18 protein-coding genes and 2 pseudogenes are annotated in these 15,121 nt (G+C 61.3%); 9 read left to right on the forward strand and 11 right to left on the reverse strand.

Annotation, left to right across the window (positions count from 1 at the left end; all coding sequences use genetic code 11):
- Positions 1-4: 4 nt before the first annotated feature.
- Positions 5-1,165, reverse strand: coding sequence for an alpha/beta hydrolase (locus tag O7B34_RS07075; RefSeq protein ID WP_337145431.1), 1,161 nt, complete (start codon positions 1,163-1,165; stop codon positions 5-7).
- A 134-nt stretch (positions 1,166-1,299) separates the two neighbouring features.
- A complete protein-coding gene (locus O7B34_RS07080) occupies positions 1,300-2,373 on the reverse strand; it encodes an alpha/beta hydrolase (RefSeq protein ID WP_442920947.1) in 1,074 nt (357 codons plus the stop codon).
- A gap of 399 nt (positions 2,374-2,772) precedes the next feature.
- Between O7B34_RS07080 and ilvA the strand changes: the two are divergent.
- A pseudogene (gene ilvA / locus O7B34_RS07085) lies at positions 2,773-4,028 on the forward strand (threonine ammonia-lyase IlvA).
- Positions 4,025-4,579, forward strand: coding sequence for a DUF1697 domain-containing protein (locus tag O7B34_RS07090; protein WP_337145432.1), 555 nt, complete (start codon positions 4,025-4,027; stop codon positions 4,577-4,579). Before ilvA ends, O7B34_RS07090 begins: the two are co-directional and overlap by 4 nt.
- A gap of 42 nt (positions 4,580-4,621) precedes the next feature.
- Here O7B34_RS07090 and O7B34_RS07095 read toward each other — a convergent pair.
- Positions 4,622-4,914, reverse strand: a pseudogene (locus O7B34_RS07095) (DUF2218 domain-containing protein).
- A 127-nt stretch (positions 4,915-5,041) separates the two neighbouring features.
- Positions 5,042-5,482 (reverse strand): VOC family protein, encoded by a 441-nt coding sequence (locus tag O7B34_RS07100; RefSeq protein WP_337145433.1) that lies wholly within the window; start codon positions 5,480-5,482, stop codon positions 5,042-5,044.
- A 216-nt stretch (positions 5,483-5,698) separates the two neighbouring features.
- On the opposite strand from O7B34_RS07100, the gene O7B34_RS07105 reads away from it, so the two are divergent.
- Genes O7B34_RS07105 through O7B34_RS07115 form a run of 3 tightly spaced genes read left to right on the forward strand, consistent with a single transcriptional unit; the run spans position 5,699 to position 7,669 of the window.
- Positions 5,699-6,295: a cold-shock protein gene (locus O7B34_RS07105; RefSeq protein ID WP_337140567.1), complete on the forward strand. Its 597-nt coding sequence runs from the start codon at positions 5,699-5,701 to the stop codon at positions 6,293-6,295.
- Between the two features lie 23 nt (positions 6,296-6,318).
- Positions 6,319-6,882: a DUF192 domain-containing protein gene (locus O7B34_RS07110; RefSeq protein WP_337145434.1), complete on the forward strand. Its 564-nt coding sequence runs from the start codon at positions 6,319-6,321 to the stop codon at positions 6,880-6,882.
- 19 nt (positions 6,883-6,901) lie between these two features.
- Positions 6,902-7,669 (forward strand): alpha/beta fold hydrolase, encoded by a 768-nt coding sequence (locus O7B34_RS07115; protein WP_337145435.1) that lies wholly within the window; start codon positions 6,902-6,904, stop codon positions 7,667-7,669.
- Between the two features lie 45 nt (positions 7,670-7,714).
- On the opposite strand, the gene O7B34_RS07120 is transcribed toward O7B34_RS07115, so the two are convergent.
- Positions 7,715-8,311, reverse strand: a complete 597-nt coding sequence (locus O7B34_RS07120) for an HD domain-containing protein (protein WP_337145436.1) — start codon at positions 8,309-8,311, stop codon at positions 7,715-7,717.
- Between the two features lie 133 nt (positions 8,312-8,444).
- Here O7B34_RS07120 and cysE point away from each other — a divergent pair, with 133 nt between their 5' ends.
- Together cysE and O7B34_RS07130 are read left to right on the forward strand one after the other, a co-directional pair.
- A complete protein-coding gene (gene cysE, locus O7B34_RS07125) occupies positions 8,445-9,293 on the forward strand; it encodes a serine O-acetyltransferase (RefSeq protein ID WP_337145437.1) in 849 nt (282 codons plus the stop codon).
- A 146-nt stretch (positions 9,294-9,439) separates the two neighbouring features.
- Positions 9,440-9,643 (forward strand): DUF3126 family protein, encoded by a 204-nt coding sequence (locus O7B34_RS07130; RefSeq protein ID WP_006200852.1) that lies wholly within the window; start codon positions 9,440-9,442, stop codon positions 9,641-9,643.
- Positions 9,644-9,697: 54 nt separating this feature from the next.
- On the opposite strand, the gene O7B34_RS07135 is transcribed toward O7B34_RS07130, so the two are convergent.
- On the reverse strand, positions 9,698-10,429 hold the full coding sequence (locus O7B34_RS07135; RefSeq protein WP_337145438.1) for a hypothetical protein: 732 nt from the start codon (positions 10,427-10,429) through the stop codon (positions 9,698-9,700).
- Between the two features lie 167 nt (positions 10,430-10,596).
- Here O7B34_RS07135 and O7B34_RS07140 point away from each other — a divergent pair, with 167 nt between their 5' ends.
- Both O7B34_RS07140 and O7B34_RS07145 read left to right on the forward strand, forming a co-directional pair.
- The gene (locus tag O7B34_RS07140; RefSeq protein WP_337106995.1) at positions 10,597-10,932 is read left to right on the forward strand and encodes a DUF6949 family protein; all 336 of its coding nucleotides are present in this window, start codon (positions 10,597-10,599) and stop codon (positions 10,930-10,932) included.
- 19 nt (positions 10,933-10,951) lie between these two features.
- A complete protein-coding gene (locus O7B34_RS07145) occupies positions 10,952-11,479 on the forward strand; it encodes a gamma carbonic anhydrase family protein (protein ID WP_337145439.1) in 528 nt (175 codons plus the stop codon).
- Between the two features lie 110 nt (positions 11,480-11,589).
- Here the strand turns inward: O7B34_RS07145 and O7B34_RS07150 are convergent, their stop codons facing one another.
- The 5 genes from O7B34_RS07150 to O7B34_RS07170 form a co-directional block, all read right to left on the reverse strand.
- Positions 11,590-11,877: a hypothetical protein gene (locus O7B34_RS07150; RefSeq protein WP_337145440.1), complete on the reverse strand. Its 288-nt coding sequence runs from the start codon at positions 11,875-11,877 to the stop codon at positions 11,590-11,592.
- Positions 11,878-12,250: 373 nt separating this feature from the next.
- Entirely contained in the window at positions 12,251-12,376 is a 126-nt protein-coding gene (locus O7B34_RS07155) for a hypothetical protein (protein WP_337145441.1), read from the reverse strand.
- Positions 12,377-12,620: 244 nt separating this feature from the next.
- Positions 12,621-13,229, reverse strand: a complete 609-nt coding sequence (locus O7B34_RS07160) for a transglutaminase-like cysteine peptidase (RefSeq protein WP_337145442.1) — start codon at positions 13,227-13,229, stop codon at positions 12,621-12,623.
- 283 nt (positions 13,230-13,512) lie between these two features.
- Positions 13,513-14,130, reverse strand: coding sequence for a PilZ domain-containing protein (locus tag O7B34_RS07165; protein ID WP_015318053.1), 618 nt, complete (start codon positions 14,128-14,130; stop codon positions 13,513-13,515).
- Between the two features lie 114 nt (positions 14,131-14,244).
- The gene (locus tag O7B34_RS07170) at positions 14,245-14,880 is read right to left on the reverse strand and encodes a PAS domain-containing protein (protein WP_027145032.1); all 636 of its coding nucleotides are present in this window, start codon (positions 14,878-14,880) and stop codon (positions 14,245-14,247) included.
- Between the last annotated feature and the right edge of the window lie 241 nt (positions 14,881-15,121).

Below are 15,121 nucleotides of genomic sequence, written 5' to 3' on the forward strand. Positions count from 1 at the left end.
CCGCTCACCCGCCGGTGGCGATGGTCAGCACCTTGAACGGCGTCGTGATGATGACTTCGGCAGCCGAGCCGACGACCTTTCCCAGGCCCTGACCGATATCGGTGATCTGTGCGGGGTCCTCGTCCGCGGCGAGGCCCGCCGGCGTGCGCAGCCTATTGCCGAGCAATTGCACCAGGAACGGATTGTCGGCGAATTTCGCGTGGTTGAGGCCGCCGTCGCCGCCCTTGGTCTTGGTCAGGTCAACCACCGCCACGCCATAGGAGGCGAGGTCGGCGGCATTGCCATAGTCGCCGACGCGCGGTTTGTCGCCAGAGATGAACGAGGATAATTTGAGAGCCCGGTCGTCGCCTGAAAGCAGCACGGCGAACGGCTTGTCGGGCTTGCCATAACGGATCATCTGCTTCTTGAATACGTCGACGTCGATATCCGGTGAAGCAAGGATGACATAACCCAGCTTGCCGCCGAGATCGCGGTCGCCGGTGATGGCGAGTTGGCGCAGCGCCTCCATCGTCAACCAGGTCCCCATCGAATGGGCAATGATGTCGATGCTCTTGACCCGCGTCTTGGCGAGCATCCTGAGCGTTGCCTCGAGATCGTCACGGGCGGCGGTGGAACTGTCCTTGTCGTAGATATAGCCCGTCGTCTTGGCGCTCGACGCCCACGAGAACAGCACCGGCGTACCCGGATATTTCGTGTCGTGGGCGATCTGCGTCAGTCGGTAGATGCCGTCGTCGAAACCATTGTTGAAGCCATGCACGAAAACCAGCGCACGGTCGCCGCGCATGGCGATGTCGGCGCCGACCGCCTTGGCGAATTGCGGCGCGCCTTCGTAGAAGGTGACATCCCTGGCTGTGAAATCCTTGGCCGGGTTGCTGTTGGCCGAACCCTTGGCGCGCTCGATGTTGCCGACCTGATGGCTCGTCGGAACCGTGACATCGACCCGCGCGAAACTGGTGGTCAGGGAACGGTCGCCGTCGAAGACCTGCCGCGGATCCTTCGCCGCCTTCTGGCGGGTGGTGGCGACAAATATTTCATGGGTGGCCGCAATATCGGATGCCGGCACGGTGACCGTCGTCTTGTTGAGCAGATCATGCGTATTTCCAGCGCAGCCAGCGACCAGCAGCGCGAACGCGACGACACCATAACTCTTCAAGCGCAAGGCCACGCGTCGGCTCCCGCATAAGGGGACGTCAAACGCATGACGTCGCTCGATACTCCGATAAGGCCAGAGACGGGCGCGGTCCAGTTCAAAGTAGGCCAATGGTTCGGCGATGGTGAACAGGCACCGCGACGCCGCATCTACTGTCCAAGCAGGCTGATGCGGTCGGTCACGTCCCGGTCGCTGGCGAAACCATCGTCCTGGCGCAGCCGCTGGCCGATCATCTTCACCAGTGCCGGGTTGTCGGCGAATTTCGTATGATTGAAGCTGTCGCTGCCTTTGACCTTGGAGAGATCCACGACCGTCACGCCGTAGGAGGCAAGGTCGGCGGCATCCTTGTAATCGCCGACGCGCGGCCGCGAGCCGGCGATCAGGCCGGACAACCTCAGCGCGCGGTCGTCGTCCGACAACAGCAGGATGAACGGCTTGTCGGGCTTGCCGTAGCGGCGCATCTGGCTCTTGAACACATCGACATCGATGTCGGGAGAGGCCAGCACCACATCGCCAAGCTTGCCGCCAAGATCGCGATCGCCGCTGATGGCCATCTGGCGCAGCGTTTCCATTGTCACCCAGGTTCCCATCGAATGGGCGACAATGTCGATGCGCCGCGCACCGGACTGCTGCAGCATTCGCAAGGTCACTTCGAGCTGGTCGCGGGCGGCACTGGCGCTTTCCTTGTCATAGACATAGTCGGTGGTCTTGGCACCCGAGGCCCAGGAAAACAGCACCGGCGTCCCGGGATAGCCGGAATCATGGACAATCTGGGTCAAGCGGTAGACAGCGTCGTCGAAGCCGGTGTTGTAGCCGTGGACGAAGACCATCACGCGGCCGCCGCGCGCCGCTATGTCGGCGTTGAGCGCGCTGGAGAATTTCGGCTGGGTGTCGTAGCCGACGACCTCGGAAGCCATGAAGTACTTTGCCGGATCGTCCGACTTGCCGCGTGAACGCCGCTCGATCTGGCCGGTCGTGTGGAGCCCGGGAACGGTGACGTTGACGCGGGCGTAGTTGAGCGTCGCCGAGCGTTCGCCGTCGAAAACCTTGTTGGGGTCGTCGGAGGGCTTGCGGGTCGTGGCAATGAAGATCGAGTGGTTGCCCGCGATTTCCGTTACCGGCGCCGACATGACCGCGCTGCCGAGCAGTTCCTCGGTTTTGCGGCCGCCGCAGCCCGCCACCAGCAGCGCAAGCGCAAGAATGCAAATCGTCTTCAAATGCACGATAAAAATTCCACTCGAGCCCAAACAAGGGCCGTCCACCCTCCGCGATATCTCCCCAGCAGGCCAAGTGCGGCGGAAGTAAGTCGTGTCCAGCCGAAATGCGGTCGGCGCCTCGCGACGGCCTTCGCACTGTTGCGCGAAAGCCAAAGCGGCAGCAAGGCCGTAACGCCGCAGTGGGCAGGCGCCTGCATCTCGGTCGGATGTCGAATTCAGGCGCCCACCAATGCGCGGCTCGGCTCGATGCGAGAAAACATGAACAAACGTCCCCAAGTGCTTGCTAGCATTTCGGGACGGCGCCGTTGCGGGCGCGGGCTCGACCCAGCAATGGTCTTGCCGGGCCGGATGTGTAATAGGGTTATTGTCTAACTCGCCCGCGGGCGATCCCGGGATGATCTTGCCATGACCAGCTTTTCCTCGCGCGTCGCCACCGCCGCCTCTGCGATCCGCCAGATCTTCCCGGAGACACCGCTGCAGGAAAATGACTATCTGTCGAAAAAGACCGGCGCCCGGGTGCTTTTGAAGCGCGAGGATTTGAGTCCGGTGCGCTCCTACAAGATCCGCGGCGCCTTCAACTTCTTCCGCAAGGCGCTTGGCGAAGGCAACCAGGCCGAGCTGTTCGTCTGCGCGTCCGCCGGCAACCATGCGCAGGGCTTTGCCTTTGTCTGTCGCCATTTCGGCAAGAAGGGCGTGGTCTTCATGCCGGTGACGACCCCGCAGCAGAAGATCGACAAGACCAGGCTGTTTGGCGGCGACTTCGTCGAGATCAGGCTGGTCGGCGATTTCTTCGACGACTGCTATCGCGCCGCCTTCGAATTCACCGAGAGCTCCGGTGCACATATGGTGCCGCCCTTCGACCATAAGGACATCATCGAGGGCCAGGCGACGGTCGCCTATGAGATCGCGGACCAGATGCCGGGCGCGCGCATGCCCGACATCGTCATGCTGCCGGTGGGTGGCGGCGGTCTGCTGCCGGGGTGACGCACTATTTCGCCGATCAGGGCCGTGAGGCCCAGTTCGTGTTTTGCGAGCCGGCCGGCGCGCCGAGCCTGCGCGAGAGCCTTGCGGCGGGAAAACGGCTGAAGCTCGCCAAGGTCGACAACTTCGTCGACGGCGCGGCGGTCGCCGAGATCGGTCGCGAACCTTTGCGCTATCTCAAGGAGTTTGCGGCCGACAGCGTGCGGCTGGTCCCGGAAAACCGGCTCTGCGCGACCATGATCGAGATGCTCAACGTCGAAGGCGTGGTCCTGGAACCCGCCGGCGCGCTGGCGATCGATGCGCTGAAGGATTTTTCCAGGAAGGAAATCCGGGGCAAGACCATTGTAGCGGTAGTATCAGGTGGCAATTTCGATTTCGAGCGGCTGCCGGACGTCAAGGAACGGGCGCTGCGCTTCGAAGGCTTGAAGAAATATTTCATCATCCGCTTTCCGCAGCGGCCGGGCGCGTTGCGCGACTTCCTCGACATGCTGGGTCCGGACGACGATATCGCGCGCTTCGAATATCTGAAGAAGTCGGCGCGCAATTTTGGCTCGGTCCTGATTGGCATCGAAACCAAGGATCGGCGCAATTTCGACCTGCTGAAGGCGAATTTCGAGGCCGAGGGCGTCCAGTATCAGGACATCACCGACAATGAGACACTGGCGGGTTTCATAATATGAGCGGAAAGATCTTCATCGCGCTGTTTTCCGGGATCAATGTCGGCGGCAACCGCATCGTCAGGATGGCGGAGTTGCGGTCGTTCTTCGAGGATCTCGGTTTTTCCGATGTCGCCACCTACGTGCAGAGCGGCAATGCCGTATTCCGCGCTGACAAGGGCGACGCCGCCGCGCTGACCAAACAGATCGAGGCGGCTTTCGAGGAAAAATGGGGTTTCCATTCGCGCATCATGGTGCGCGATTTCGAATGGTTCGAACGGCTGGTGCGCGAAAATCCCTATCCGGAAGCGGCCGCTGATCACACGAAGCTCCACGCCTATGCGCTGGAGCGTGAGCCGACCACCGACGAGGTGGCGCGGTTGGCGGAAAAGTGCACGGGTCCCGAGCGTTTCGAGGTCAAGGGCGATGTGCTCTATCTCAGCGCGCCGGACGGGCTCGGCAAATCGGTGTTCGCCAGCCTGATTCCGCGCACGTTGAAAGTGCCGGGCACGGCCCGCAATTGGCGCTCAGTGCTGGCGCTGCTGGAAATGGCGCGCAAGTCCGGAAGCGATTGATCCACGCGTCGCCGGGAATGCGCGGCGACACGCATGAACGAACTACGCCGCCTCGGCGCGTTTCCAGTCGAAGGCCAGTTCTTCGCGGAACGCAAAGCGTTTGATGTGGTCGGCAACGACACTTTCGAGGCGCTCGATCGAAGCGGACTCGTCGGTCGAAACCGTGATGTGCAGCGCTGCCCGTCGGCGTCCATGACCGTGCGGCCGAGTGAAAGGTCGATGACGCCGTGATTGGGGTCGAACTCGACGGGAAACTTGTGCGCCCAATGTTTGCACAGCTGCTGCAGATAGCGGCTTGCGTGCGCCGTGGAGACATTGGCGTGGCTGGTCGGCATGAAGGGTTCTCCGAAGCTATCTCAAGACGTGGCGCTGCTCCTCAGGGCAGGCGCCATAGGCGCATAGATAGGCACAACCTGGCGAAACACCATGGAGTGGCCGCCGGCCACTCGAAAAGGTGATCGATTACCAGCTTCCGGTGTTCGCCATCGACGCCCACGGTTCTGCCTTGGCCTTGGCCGGACCTTTCTGCAGAAGCTCGATCGAAATGCCGTCCGGCGACCTGATAAAGGCCATGTTGCCGTCGCGCGGCGGCCGGTTGATGGTGACGCCATTGTCCATCAGTCGCTGGCAGGTGGCGTAGATGTCGTCGACCTCGTAGGCAAGGTGGCCGAAATTGCGCCCGCCCTTGTAATCTTCCGGATGCCAATTGTAGGTCAGCTCGACCAGCGGCGCCTTGTCGGCGATGCCGCTCTGCTCGTCTTCCGGAGCGGCCAGGAAGATCAGCGTGAAGCGGCCCTGCTCGTTTTCATAGCGGCGAACTTCCTTCAGCCCGAGCTTGTTGCAATAGAAATCGAGCGAGGCATCGACATCGGCGACGCGGACCATGGTGTGCAGATAGCGCATGTGTTTTCCTCGATCTGTTGGGTTGCGGCGCAACATAGGGTCGGCCCGGTCAAAGGGCAATCGCCGGGGTCAGGCAGCGCCGGCAAAGAACAAATCCGGTATTGCCGCAATGAACCGTGAAAAAAGGCACGTCAGGTCTTGCACACACCGGAAGGCGCGGTGTTAATCTGGTGTCAAGAATCAGTTGCGGTGTTCTTGAATAAAGGGGGCATTCTTATGGGGGAAAAGGCCTCTTTGACGGGGCGGGCCAATACCCTTGGCGACGCCTTGACACGCGACGAGGGCGGCGACGCCGCCGACCTCGTTGAAATTGCCGGCGCCATCAAGTGGTTCGATGTGGCCAAGGGCTATGGCTTCATCCTTCCGGATGACGGTGTTTCGGGCGATATCCTCCTCCATGTGACTTGTCTTCGACGGGACGGCTTCCAGACAGCCTTGGAAGGCGCGCGCGTGGTTTGTCTTGTGAAGCAGGGCGAGCGCGGGCTGCAGGCCTTCCGTGTGCTTTCCATGGATGTCACCACCGCCGTTCATCCCGCGGAAATGCAGGAACAGCGCACCCATGTCTCGGTGACGCCGGAGAGCGGGCTCGAACGCGCTCTGGTCAAATGGTTCAACCGCACCAAAGGGTTTGGCTTCCTGACGCGCGGCGAGGGCACCGAGGACATTTTCGTTCATATGGAGACCTTGCGCCGCTACGGCATCACCGAGCTTCGGCCGGGCCAGGTCGTACTTGTCCGTTTCGGCCGCGGTGACAAAGGCCTTATGGCTGCCGAAATTCACCCCGATATGGGCACCTTGCCGGTCTCGCACTAGGGCGATCCGGCCGAGGATTTCATATGAGACACAGGAACGGGCTGACGAGGGGCGTGGTATGCGCTGTGGCCGCCGTCATAGTCGCTGCAGCCGCCTTCTTCTATTTCCAGGTACCCAGCGCGGCCGATGGCCGGGCGATGATCCTTCCGGTCGATCCCGCGCCGCTGGTCGTTGTGACCAAGAATGGCAAACGCTCCTTCTCGATCGAAGTCGCCGATACCGAGGCCGAGCGGGAAGCCGGCCTGATGTTTCGCGAGGACATGGCCGCCAATCATGGCATGCTGTTCGTTTTCGACGAGACACGCGACGTCAGTTTCTGGATGAAGAATACGCCGATGCCGCTCGATCTGATCTTTGTCGGTCAAGACGGCAGGATCCGCGCGATCAAGCAGGGTGAGCCGCAATCCGAGGCGATCGTCTCGCCCGGCGAGCCGGTCCGCTTCGTGCTCGAACTCAAGGCTGGCACTGCCGCCAGGGACGGCATCGCGGATGGCGATCTGCTGCGCCATCCGGCGATCGGCACGGCTCCGGGTCCTGGCATGCCGCCCGCGGACAAGGGCGATTCTCCGAACGTCGATTCTGATTGAGCGCCGGGACCGCCTTCCGATGCAGTTTTTCTCCCATGACGGGTTCGATCTAGCCTTCCTCGACCGCCAACCGGCATCGGGCGAGGGCGATCCGGTGCTGATGATCCATGGCTTCGCCTCGAGCCACTATGTCAACTGGGTGTCGCCCGGCTGGTTCAAGACGCTCAACGATGCCGGCTATCGCGCCATCGCCTTCGACAATCGCGGCCACGGCTCGTCATCCAAGAGTTACGACGAGGCCGATTATACACCCGCGAAAATGGCTTCGGATGCCGCTGCCTTGCTCGATCATCTCGGCATCGAACGGGCCCATGTCATGGGCTATTCGATGGGCGCGCGAATTTCTGCCTTCCTGGCACTGTCCGACCCGGACAAGGTGGCGACGCTGGTCTTTGGCGGCCTCGGCATCGGCATGATTGACGGCGTCGGCGATTGGGATCCGATCGCCGCCGCTCTCCTTGCGGAGGATCCGGCCGCGACCACCCATCCGCGCGGCCGCTCTTTTCGCGCCTTCGCCGACCAGACCCGCAGCGACCGCCGAGCGCTTGCCGCCTGCATCGTCACCTCACGAGAATTGCTTGGTGAAGAGGATATTGCCCGCATAGCCCAGCCGACGCTGGTCGCGGTCGGTACCACCGACGACATTGGCGGATCGCCGGACGAGCTTGCGGCGCTGATGCCCAACGCCAGGGCCTTCCACATCGAGGGCCGCGACCATATGCTGGCCGTCGGGGACAAGACCTTCAAGCAACGGGTGCTGGAGTTCTACGCCGAAAATCCGCTCTGAGGGGCCGGTTTCTGGGGACGAGGCGCCTCGGATTCCGAAACTAAGCTACGTCAAGGCTTGCAGCGACCGCGCAATGTTCAGCCTTGCCTGCGGTTCGAAGCGCTGCCGGAACTCCTGCGTGTGAAAAATATGCGGTCGGGCAAGGAAGGTCTTCAGCACCGCACCGCGGCCGGCACGCCACATCGGCTCCTCCACCCAGCCATATTCGCGGCGGACCGCGCGTTCATAGGCGTCGAACGCCTCAGGCGCGGCACCCAGGATCGACAGATCCATGTCGAGAAACAGGCTGGCGTCGCGTATCGCCGCCGCGTCGTCGAACAGCGGCAGCTGGTGTGTGGCGGTGGCGAGGATCATAGCGCTGATGCGGCCCAGGCGGCCGGCATCGATGCGGCCGGCGAGCTTTTGCTCGGCGAGGGCGGCACTTCGCGCCTCATTGTCCCTGGCCCTGCTGTCGTAGATGGCGTCGTGGAACCAGATCGCCGCTTCGACGGCTTCGGGGTCGCCGAGCTCTCCCCGATAGTCGCGAGCAAGCGCCAGCATTGCCTCGATATGCGCGAGGTTGTGATAGTGGCGTTCCTCGGCGGCGTAGAGCGCCGAAAGTTCGGTTTTCAGGGCGTCGTCGATCAAGGGTTCGTTTTCCATGGCTGCTTGAATTCCCGCGAACCAAATCCATTTGACACAGCACTAAGGAAAATTGAGTTCAATCGTGCTATGATCTGGCTTATATGTGCGGCCCCGATGACAGCAGACTAGCAGGACGCAGGACGAGACGTCGATGAACAGCATCAGCATTTCCCGCCAAAGCGCGTTGCAGCCGGTCGATCCGATCTGGCGTTCGATCCGCGACGAAGCGATGGAAGCGGTCAACCGCGACCCGCTTTTGGCCGCGTTCCTCTATTCGACGATCCTCAACCAGGAGAGCCTGGAAGAGGCTGTCGTCCATAGGATCGCGGAGCGGCTTGCCCATCAGGATATCGGCTCCGATCTCATCCGCCAGACCTTCAAGTCGATGCTCGCCGACGATAAGGACTGGCCGACCACGGTGCGCGTCGACATCCAGGCCTATTATGACCGCGACCCGGCTTGCGACCGGTTCATCATGCCGGTGCTCTATTTCAAGGGCTTTCACGCCATCCAGACCCATCGGCTGGCGCACTGGCTGTGGAACCACGGCCGCAAGGATTTCGCGCTCTACCTGCAGAGCCGTTCGTCCGCGGTCTTCCAGACCGATATCAATCCGGCCGCGCGCATCGGCAAGGGTATCTTCATCGATCACGCCACCGGCCTCGTCGTCGGCGAGACCGCGGTGATCGAGGACGATGTGTCCATCCTGCACGGCGTGACGCTGGGCGGTACCGGCAAGGCCGGTGGCGACCGCCATCCCAAGATCCGCTATGGCGTGCTGATTGGCGCCGGCGCCAAGATTCTCGGCAATATCGAGGTCGGCCATTGCTCCAAGATTGCCGCCGGATCGGTGGTGCTGTCGCCTGTGCCGCACAACAAGACGGTTGCCGGCGTGCCGGCCCGCGTGGTCGGCGAGACCGGTTGCGACCAGCCTTCGCGCCAGATGGACCAGCTTCTGCCGTCGCAGAAGATGGACCACGTGATCAGTTTCGATATCTGATTTGCTGGCAGTTGCCCGGCATGATTGCGATTTGCCCGGTGGTGCTGCCGCTTCCGGTGCAATAAGGCCGGCTTGCCTTTACATCGCCATTGTCGACGTGCCAGAAGCGCCGTTCAAACGAGCAAGCCGATGATCGGAGAAGACTGTTGAAGCCGGACGAAATCAGAAAGCTGGACGCCTATTTCAAGCGCGTCTTCCAGAACCCCAAACTTGAGGTCAAGGCACGGCCGCGCAAGGAAGATTCGGCCGAAGTCTATGTCGGTGACGAATTCCTCGGCATCGTCTTCAAGGACGAGGACGATGGCGACTATAATTTCTCGATGGCGATCCTGGACATCGACCTGGCCTGAGCCAGCAATGCCACGGCAGGCCGCGTCGAGCGCGGCCGGGCCGCTTTCAGCCGGTCAATGTCCGGTCTTCAGGATTCGCCCCGCCTCGGCCGCGATCGCCGCATCGAGCGTCTGCCAGTCGCCAAGGAATTCCTTCGGGAAGCGATAGGTAAGGCTGAGATCATCCCCGACATGGATGTCCCGCTCGCAAGGAGCCAGCGATTCGCCGGCGCTCGGCCCGCTGAGGCAGCGGGCCACGAAGGGGTCCTTGCCCCCACGCTTGCCGACGACCAGCACCTCGTTCAGATAGCCTGATTTCTCATTGAACCCATAGACCGTCGTGCCGCCAGGTCCTGGAATGCCGGGCTGGACGATCAGCGCGCTGTAGATCGGCCCGAACCGGCCGCTCATATCGCGCGACATCATCTGCTGCTCAAAGGACAGGAAGATGATGTTCCTGTTGGCCCCGGCGTGATTGAAATCATCGCGCGACGCCTCGCTGTAGCCGTCCATCTGGGGATAGCGCAAATAGAGGTCGAGGCGCGAGGCGATGCCGTCGCGCCGGGCCTGCTCGAACCGGATGAAATTGGCTGGCACGGTGATGATGTTGTTGCCGATCACCACCGCGCGCACGGTCGCGTCGTCGGTGTAGCCGGCCATGGCAATGGAACGGCCGAACCATTTGCCGCCAAGGCTGATGACTATCGACAGCAACGCAAGTGCGGCGAACGCGTAGAACACCCGCTTCATCAGCATGGAATCGACCACGGTGAGTTCTGGGCCGTCGGCGATCGCTGCCTGCTTCATTTCGGTCCTCGTCCCACCACCTGTCCGCCATCCGAGTGTCCGCCATCCGAGTGTTCGCCATCCGGGTGTCCGCATCCGGGTGTCTCTTGACGGCACACATCGCACGGCACGGCTCTTGCTGCCGTCCTGAAACGACTGTGCGATTTCATGGTAAATGGAGGGTTAATATGGCCCAGATGGAGCTCTTGCTGTTCGCTTTTGTCGTCGGGCTGACGGTTTGCGGGCTGACCGGTTCGACAATGGAACTGGTATCGGGTCGCAAGGTCGCCTTCACCGAGCCCTACGTGTCGCCCTCGCATGTGCTGCGCTCACTGGCTGCCACTGCCGGCGCCGGGCCGTTCATGCTGGTCAACGATGCCCTTGATGCGCGGCGCCAGAACCGCATTTCGACAGCGGCGCTCTTGTCATGCGGCTGCACCGCTATTGCCTGGTCCCTGGCGCTGGGCATCGTCGTGCTCGCCATTGCTTCATGGGCGGTCCGTCTCCTAGGGTTTCCAGCCTGAGACGATTCGGAGACCGACAATGCCGCTTTATGCGATCGATGGAGCGGAGCCGAGCTTCGCCGACGCGGACTCGAACTGGATCGCGCCCGATGCCACGCTGATTGGCGACATCAGGATCGGCCGCAATGCAGGCTTCTGGTTCGGCGCCGTTATCAGGGGCGACAACGAGCCCATCGTCATCGGCGCCGACACCAATGTGCAGGAACATGCCGTCATGCACACCGATCCCGGCTTTCCGTTGACCATCGGACAGGGCTGTACGATTGGCCATCGCGCCATGCTTCATGGCTGCACGATCGGAGACAACAGCCTGATCGGCATGGGCGCCATCGTGCTGAACGGCGCCAGGATCGGCAAGAATTCGCTCGTCGGCGCTGGCGCCCTGGTCACCGAAGGCAAGGAGTTTCCGGACAATTCGCTGATCGTCGGTTCGCCGGCCAAGGCGATCAGGGTGCTGGACGACGCGGCGGTCGAGCGGCTGCGGGCCTCGGCCGCGCACTACGTCGCCAACGCCAGGCGCTTCAAGGCGGGGCTGAAGAAGGTCTGAACTCTCGGCCGACGCACGCCTTCGGCCACCGGTTGCGCTTATGGTTCCCGGCTACCCGTTACGCGCAACTCGCGGACAAAGAGGATTTTCATTGTGAGTCAGCGGCGCGATCAGGCAGTGCGAAGTTGAGGCAACCAGATTGCCAGCACCTGGACACCGAAACCCACAAAGATCAAACCCATACCAATGCTCGAAATAATCTGATGCCTTAGCTTTCGACGCTGATTGGCGGCAATGATGTCGCTAATTTTCGTTCCATCAGTAAGCACGGTTGCAGGCTCAATACCCAAGCTGACGCCATCGTCAAAATCAGGAAGTGGTGGCCCCCAAAAGAAAATAAGCGCAACGCCAACCATGCCCATAGTCAGTCCGATCGTGTTTAAAATGTCAGACGTCATATCGGGTTCTTCCCTACTTTCTTGGTGATTGCCGGCGGCGCTCTCAGTTTGCGAAGCTGATACTAAAAGTCGAATGCCAATTGGCTAGGCACGGAACGAAAGTGAGCACACACATGCTCAAGTCGCCCAAGCCTGAAGCGGAGATAGGCCCGCACACTAACGACTTTTGACCTCAACGTTTTCATTGTTGACGCCTTCCTGCTTGTTGAAGCGGGAGTAAGCCCGCCACTCCAGCCAAGCATAAATGCTCGACCGCCATCCGCGAGAGTACGGTCTGTTGACCGCTCAACTCAAAGGTTACCGCCGGCAATCACCAACATCGATAACTGATTCACAGCGCCCGCGTCGCACATTTTACTTTCGTGCCCGCAATTCACAGCGTGCCCGTCTTCACAAAGGAATCATTATGACCACCCAAGGCGCATCCCGCACGCGAGGCATCGTCGATTGCCTTGAACAGCCGGTGGCGCTCGCATCGATCGTCCGGGATTTCCAGCATCGCCATGATCCAGGAAACGAAACGGCCGATTGTGCATCGATCTGTTGCGCGTGGAAAGGCAGGGGCGGCGCGATGCACCACGTGTCATCGGGTCAGTCTTAGCAGCTTCCCTCCGGAAATGGCGGAGCCGGCCCGGGGACGGGGCCGGCTCCTTTGACCCGGTCGTTGGGGACGGGGAGGGTGGGGACTCGACCGGGTTTCTCGTTCAGCGCGTCGTGCAACGCGCCTGACCTTGTTGGCGTCCTCAGCGGACGCTGGCGACCGCGTCGGAACGGCCGTCGTTGATCGTCACCCAAACGCCGGAATTTTCCGTCGATTGACGCTTGAGATAGGTGTAGTCGGTATCCGTCCAGGACAGCACCTTGGTTTCCAGATTGTCGAGGATGAACTCGCCGAGGCTGGTGCGTACGGTCAGCACCGCGTGGCCATCGCCGTTCGGCTGGCGCGCAACCGTCATCAAAAGATCGCCGGCCGGCACGCCCACATCCATCAGCTCGCGGCGCTTTTCCAGCGCATAGTCCTCGCAATCGCCATAGCCATTGTCCGGATAGGCCCAGTATTCCTCGACACCGTAGTTTTCCATGTCGGTGCGCGGCTTGACGCGGGTGTTGACCGAATTGTTGACGCTGACGATCGTCGCCCATAGCTTGCGGGTCAGGTCGACCGGCTCTCCCTTGGGGGTCTTCTCGTTGCATTCGCCAGGAATGCGTTGGCAGAATTCATAATGGCCAACAGGCTGCGTGGTGCGTCCGCCGGTATGCATATAGGCCGGTCCCGCGGCATATGCTGACCCCCAGGCGGAAAGCTGCATCGCCATTGCCATCAGCAACAGCTTGCCCCTCGCTTTTTTCATTATTCAGTCTCCCCGTTCGAAGGAGACATTGCCACATGTGGATTTATTCGACGCAAAAACGCGAAGTAGATTTTAAGTAAAACGCCCGTAGAATAAACATAAAATTTGAATCATTTGAGTATTGAATTGTTTGGATTGCTGGGCTGGTTTTCTGCGAATTCGGCCTCGCGCGGACCATTTCTGAAACTGTGGAACCTGCCATCCGAGGACATATCGACCGCCGCACACCGGAATCAAAAGCCGGCCGCGAGGGCCGGCTTGATGGGCGTGCTTTGCGGCCGGATCAGGCGCGCGGCGTGTTGAATTCGGAATCGAGCGTTTCGGGGCGCTGGATGACGGCGAATTCGATGGCGACGCCGTCTTCGAAATGCCGGACGATCTGGCCGCGCATCGTGCCGAGCATGACCTGGACGCCGATCGCCGGTTTGACATCGATCTCGATCGCGGCGCCGGACAGTGACAGATCGATGATCCGGCACTGATACTGACGGCCGTCGGTGAGCTGCAGCACGCTGGTCGGGTTGCGTGGCGAGACGCGCTCGTGGCGGCGGTCTTCCGGCAGGTCGAGCTCGTGTTTGTTGGCAAGCCAAGTCAACTGCGCCGCGAGCTTGTCCTTCTTGCGGTCGGACGCAATCACCGTCATCGCGAAGCCGTCCGGCAGCGTGCGTGTCAAAACACCTTCGATGCGGCCGATATGATCGATATAGGCGATGACTTTCTCGCCGGGCATGCCGATGCGGTCGGTGCGAAGTGCGACGTTGCCGGGCGACATGTCGACGACCTGGCACGGGTGCTCGGTGCGGTCCTCCAGCATGAATCGTCCGTATATCTTGACCCGGACGCGCTGAAAGTTACGCCTTTCAGCTTGGGACGGCGCGTAGTCGACCGCCGCTGACCTCATGACTGCCTACACCCCGTTTGGCATCCCGCGCGTCGATGCAAGGGACTTCGTCAGAGAAGTACAACAAAGCGGGTTAACAAAGGGGAAAAACGAGCCCGCGGGACTGTGTGATCATCAACTATCTTCGCGCCCGCCGTCGAAGACGACGAGATGGCGAATGCGGCGCGCCCGGCCAAGCGCCGAGATCGTGTCAGGCGCCCCGATTTCGTCGGGAACGAGCGAGGGAACGTCGATCGCCGGGCGGTTGTTCAGCAGCTCTTTCTCCGGGTCGATGACGCGTATGGAATCGATCAAGGCGTCCGTGATCGGATCGGCGCCCAGCCAGAACGGCTTCTCAACGGCGCTGATCACGCCGAGGCAGCGCGGATTTTCAATACCACCATCGAGCGGCAAGGCGAGCAATTCGAACTTGTTGGAGCGGCCGTTGCGGCTGAAGCCCTCGAAATTGATCAGCACGACGGATTTCTGGTCGAAGACCCCGTGGATCAGCCGCGAAACCAGCCGCTGATCCTTCTCGCGCCATAGCGAGGGGAAAGAGAACCCCTTGAGTTCGCGGCCGTAGCAGGCGCAGAGCCTGGTGCCGGCCAGACGAAATACCGGCTGCCCGCGCGTGTCCCTTTCCAGGATGAACGTATCGGCCAGCAGCGACTTGATATCGGCCGGCTCGACTTCCGATCGCTTCGGAGCGGGGCGTCCGTCACGCAGGCGGTTCCAATAGTGGAACAGCGTGATCGATCCGTTTTGGTTCATACTAAAAAGCTCCGCGCATTCTGTCGTCTGATGTCCCATCGGTGAACAGAAGGGCGCCCTCCGATGACCTACATGCGTTGGGGAGCAGGAAGCGTGCCAGCGTCGTTAACACTTGTTCACGGGTCGGGGCCGTTAAGGTTAACAATTGGTTTACGTTGCGCCCTGGCAAGCCGTGTGGCACACAAAAGCCACTCCAGAAGCGGTCGTTTCGCGACGATCGGCAGCACTTCAGTCAAGAGTT

It is taken from the genome of Mesorhizobium sp. Cs1299R1N3 (genome assembly GCF_037179625.1).
In the GTDB taxonomy this organism is placed as follows: domain Bacteria; phylum Pseudomonadota; class Alphaproteobacteria; order Rhizobiales; family Rhizobiaceae; genus Mesorhizobium; species Mesorhizobium salmacidum.

Coding starts and splice junctions, on each gene's coding strand:
- O7B34_RS07100 (WP_337145433.1), bottom strand. CDS start 5,482: ATGCGCTATCTGCACACCATGGTCCGCGTCGCCGATGTCGATGCCTCG.
- O7B34_RS07105 (WP_337140567.1), top strand. CDS start 5,699: ATGGGGGAAAAGGCCTCTTTGACGGGGCGGGCCAATACCCTTGGCGAC.
- O7B34_RS07170 (WP_027145032.1), bottom strand. CDS start 14,880: ATGAACCAAAACGGATCGATCACGCTGTTCCACTATTGGAACCGCCTG.
- O7B34_RS07160 (WP_337145442.1), bottom strand. CDS start 13,229: ATGAAAAAAGCGAGGGGCAAGCTGTTGCTGATGGCAATGGCGATGCAG.
- O7B34_RS07140 (WP_337106995.1), top strand. CDS start 10,597: ATGGCCCAGATGGAGCTCTTGCTGTTCGCTTTTGTCGTCGGGCTGACG.
- O7B34_RS07155 (WP_337145441.1), bottom strand. CDS start 12,376: ATGCTGGAAATCCCGGACGATCGATGCGAGCGCCACCGGCTGTTCAAG.
- O7B34_RS07120 (WP_337145436.1), bottom strand. CDS start 8,311: ATGGAAAACGAACCCTTGATCGACGACGCCCTGAAAACCGAACTTTCG.
- O7B34_RS07135 (WP_337145438.1), bottom strand. CDS start 10,429: ATGAAGCAGGCAGCGATCGCCGACGGCCCAGAACTCACCGTGGTCGAT.
- cysE (WP_337145437.1), top strand. CDS start 8,445: ATGAACAGCATCAGCATTTCCCGCCAAAGCGCGTTGCAGCCGGTCGAT.
- O7B34_RS07165 (WP_015318053.1), bottom strand. CDS start 14,130: ATGAGGTCAGCGGCGGTCGACTACGCGCCGTCCCAAGCTGAAAGGCGT.
- O7B34_RS07145 (WP_337145439.1), top strand. CDS start 10,952: ATGCCGCTTTATGCGATCGATGGAGCGGAGCCGAGCTTCGCCGACGCG.
- O7B34_RS07150 (WP_337145440.1), bottom strand. CDS start 11,877: ATGACGTCTGACATTTTAAACACGATCGGACTGACTATGGGCATGGTT.
- O7B34_RS07090 (WP_337145432.1), top strand. CDS start 4,025: ATGAGCGGAAAGATCTTCATCGCGCTGTTTTCCGGGATCAATGTCGGC.
- O7B34_RS07115 (WP_337145435.1), top strand. CDS start 6,902: ATGCAGTTTTTCTCCCATGACGGGTTCGATCTAGCCTTCCTCGACCGC.
- O7B34_RS07110 (WP_337145434.1), top strand. CDS start 6,319: ATGAGACACAGGAACGGGCTGACGAGGGGCGTGGTATGCGCTGTGGCC.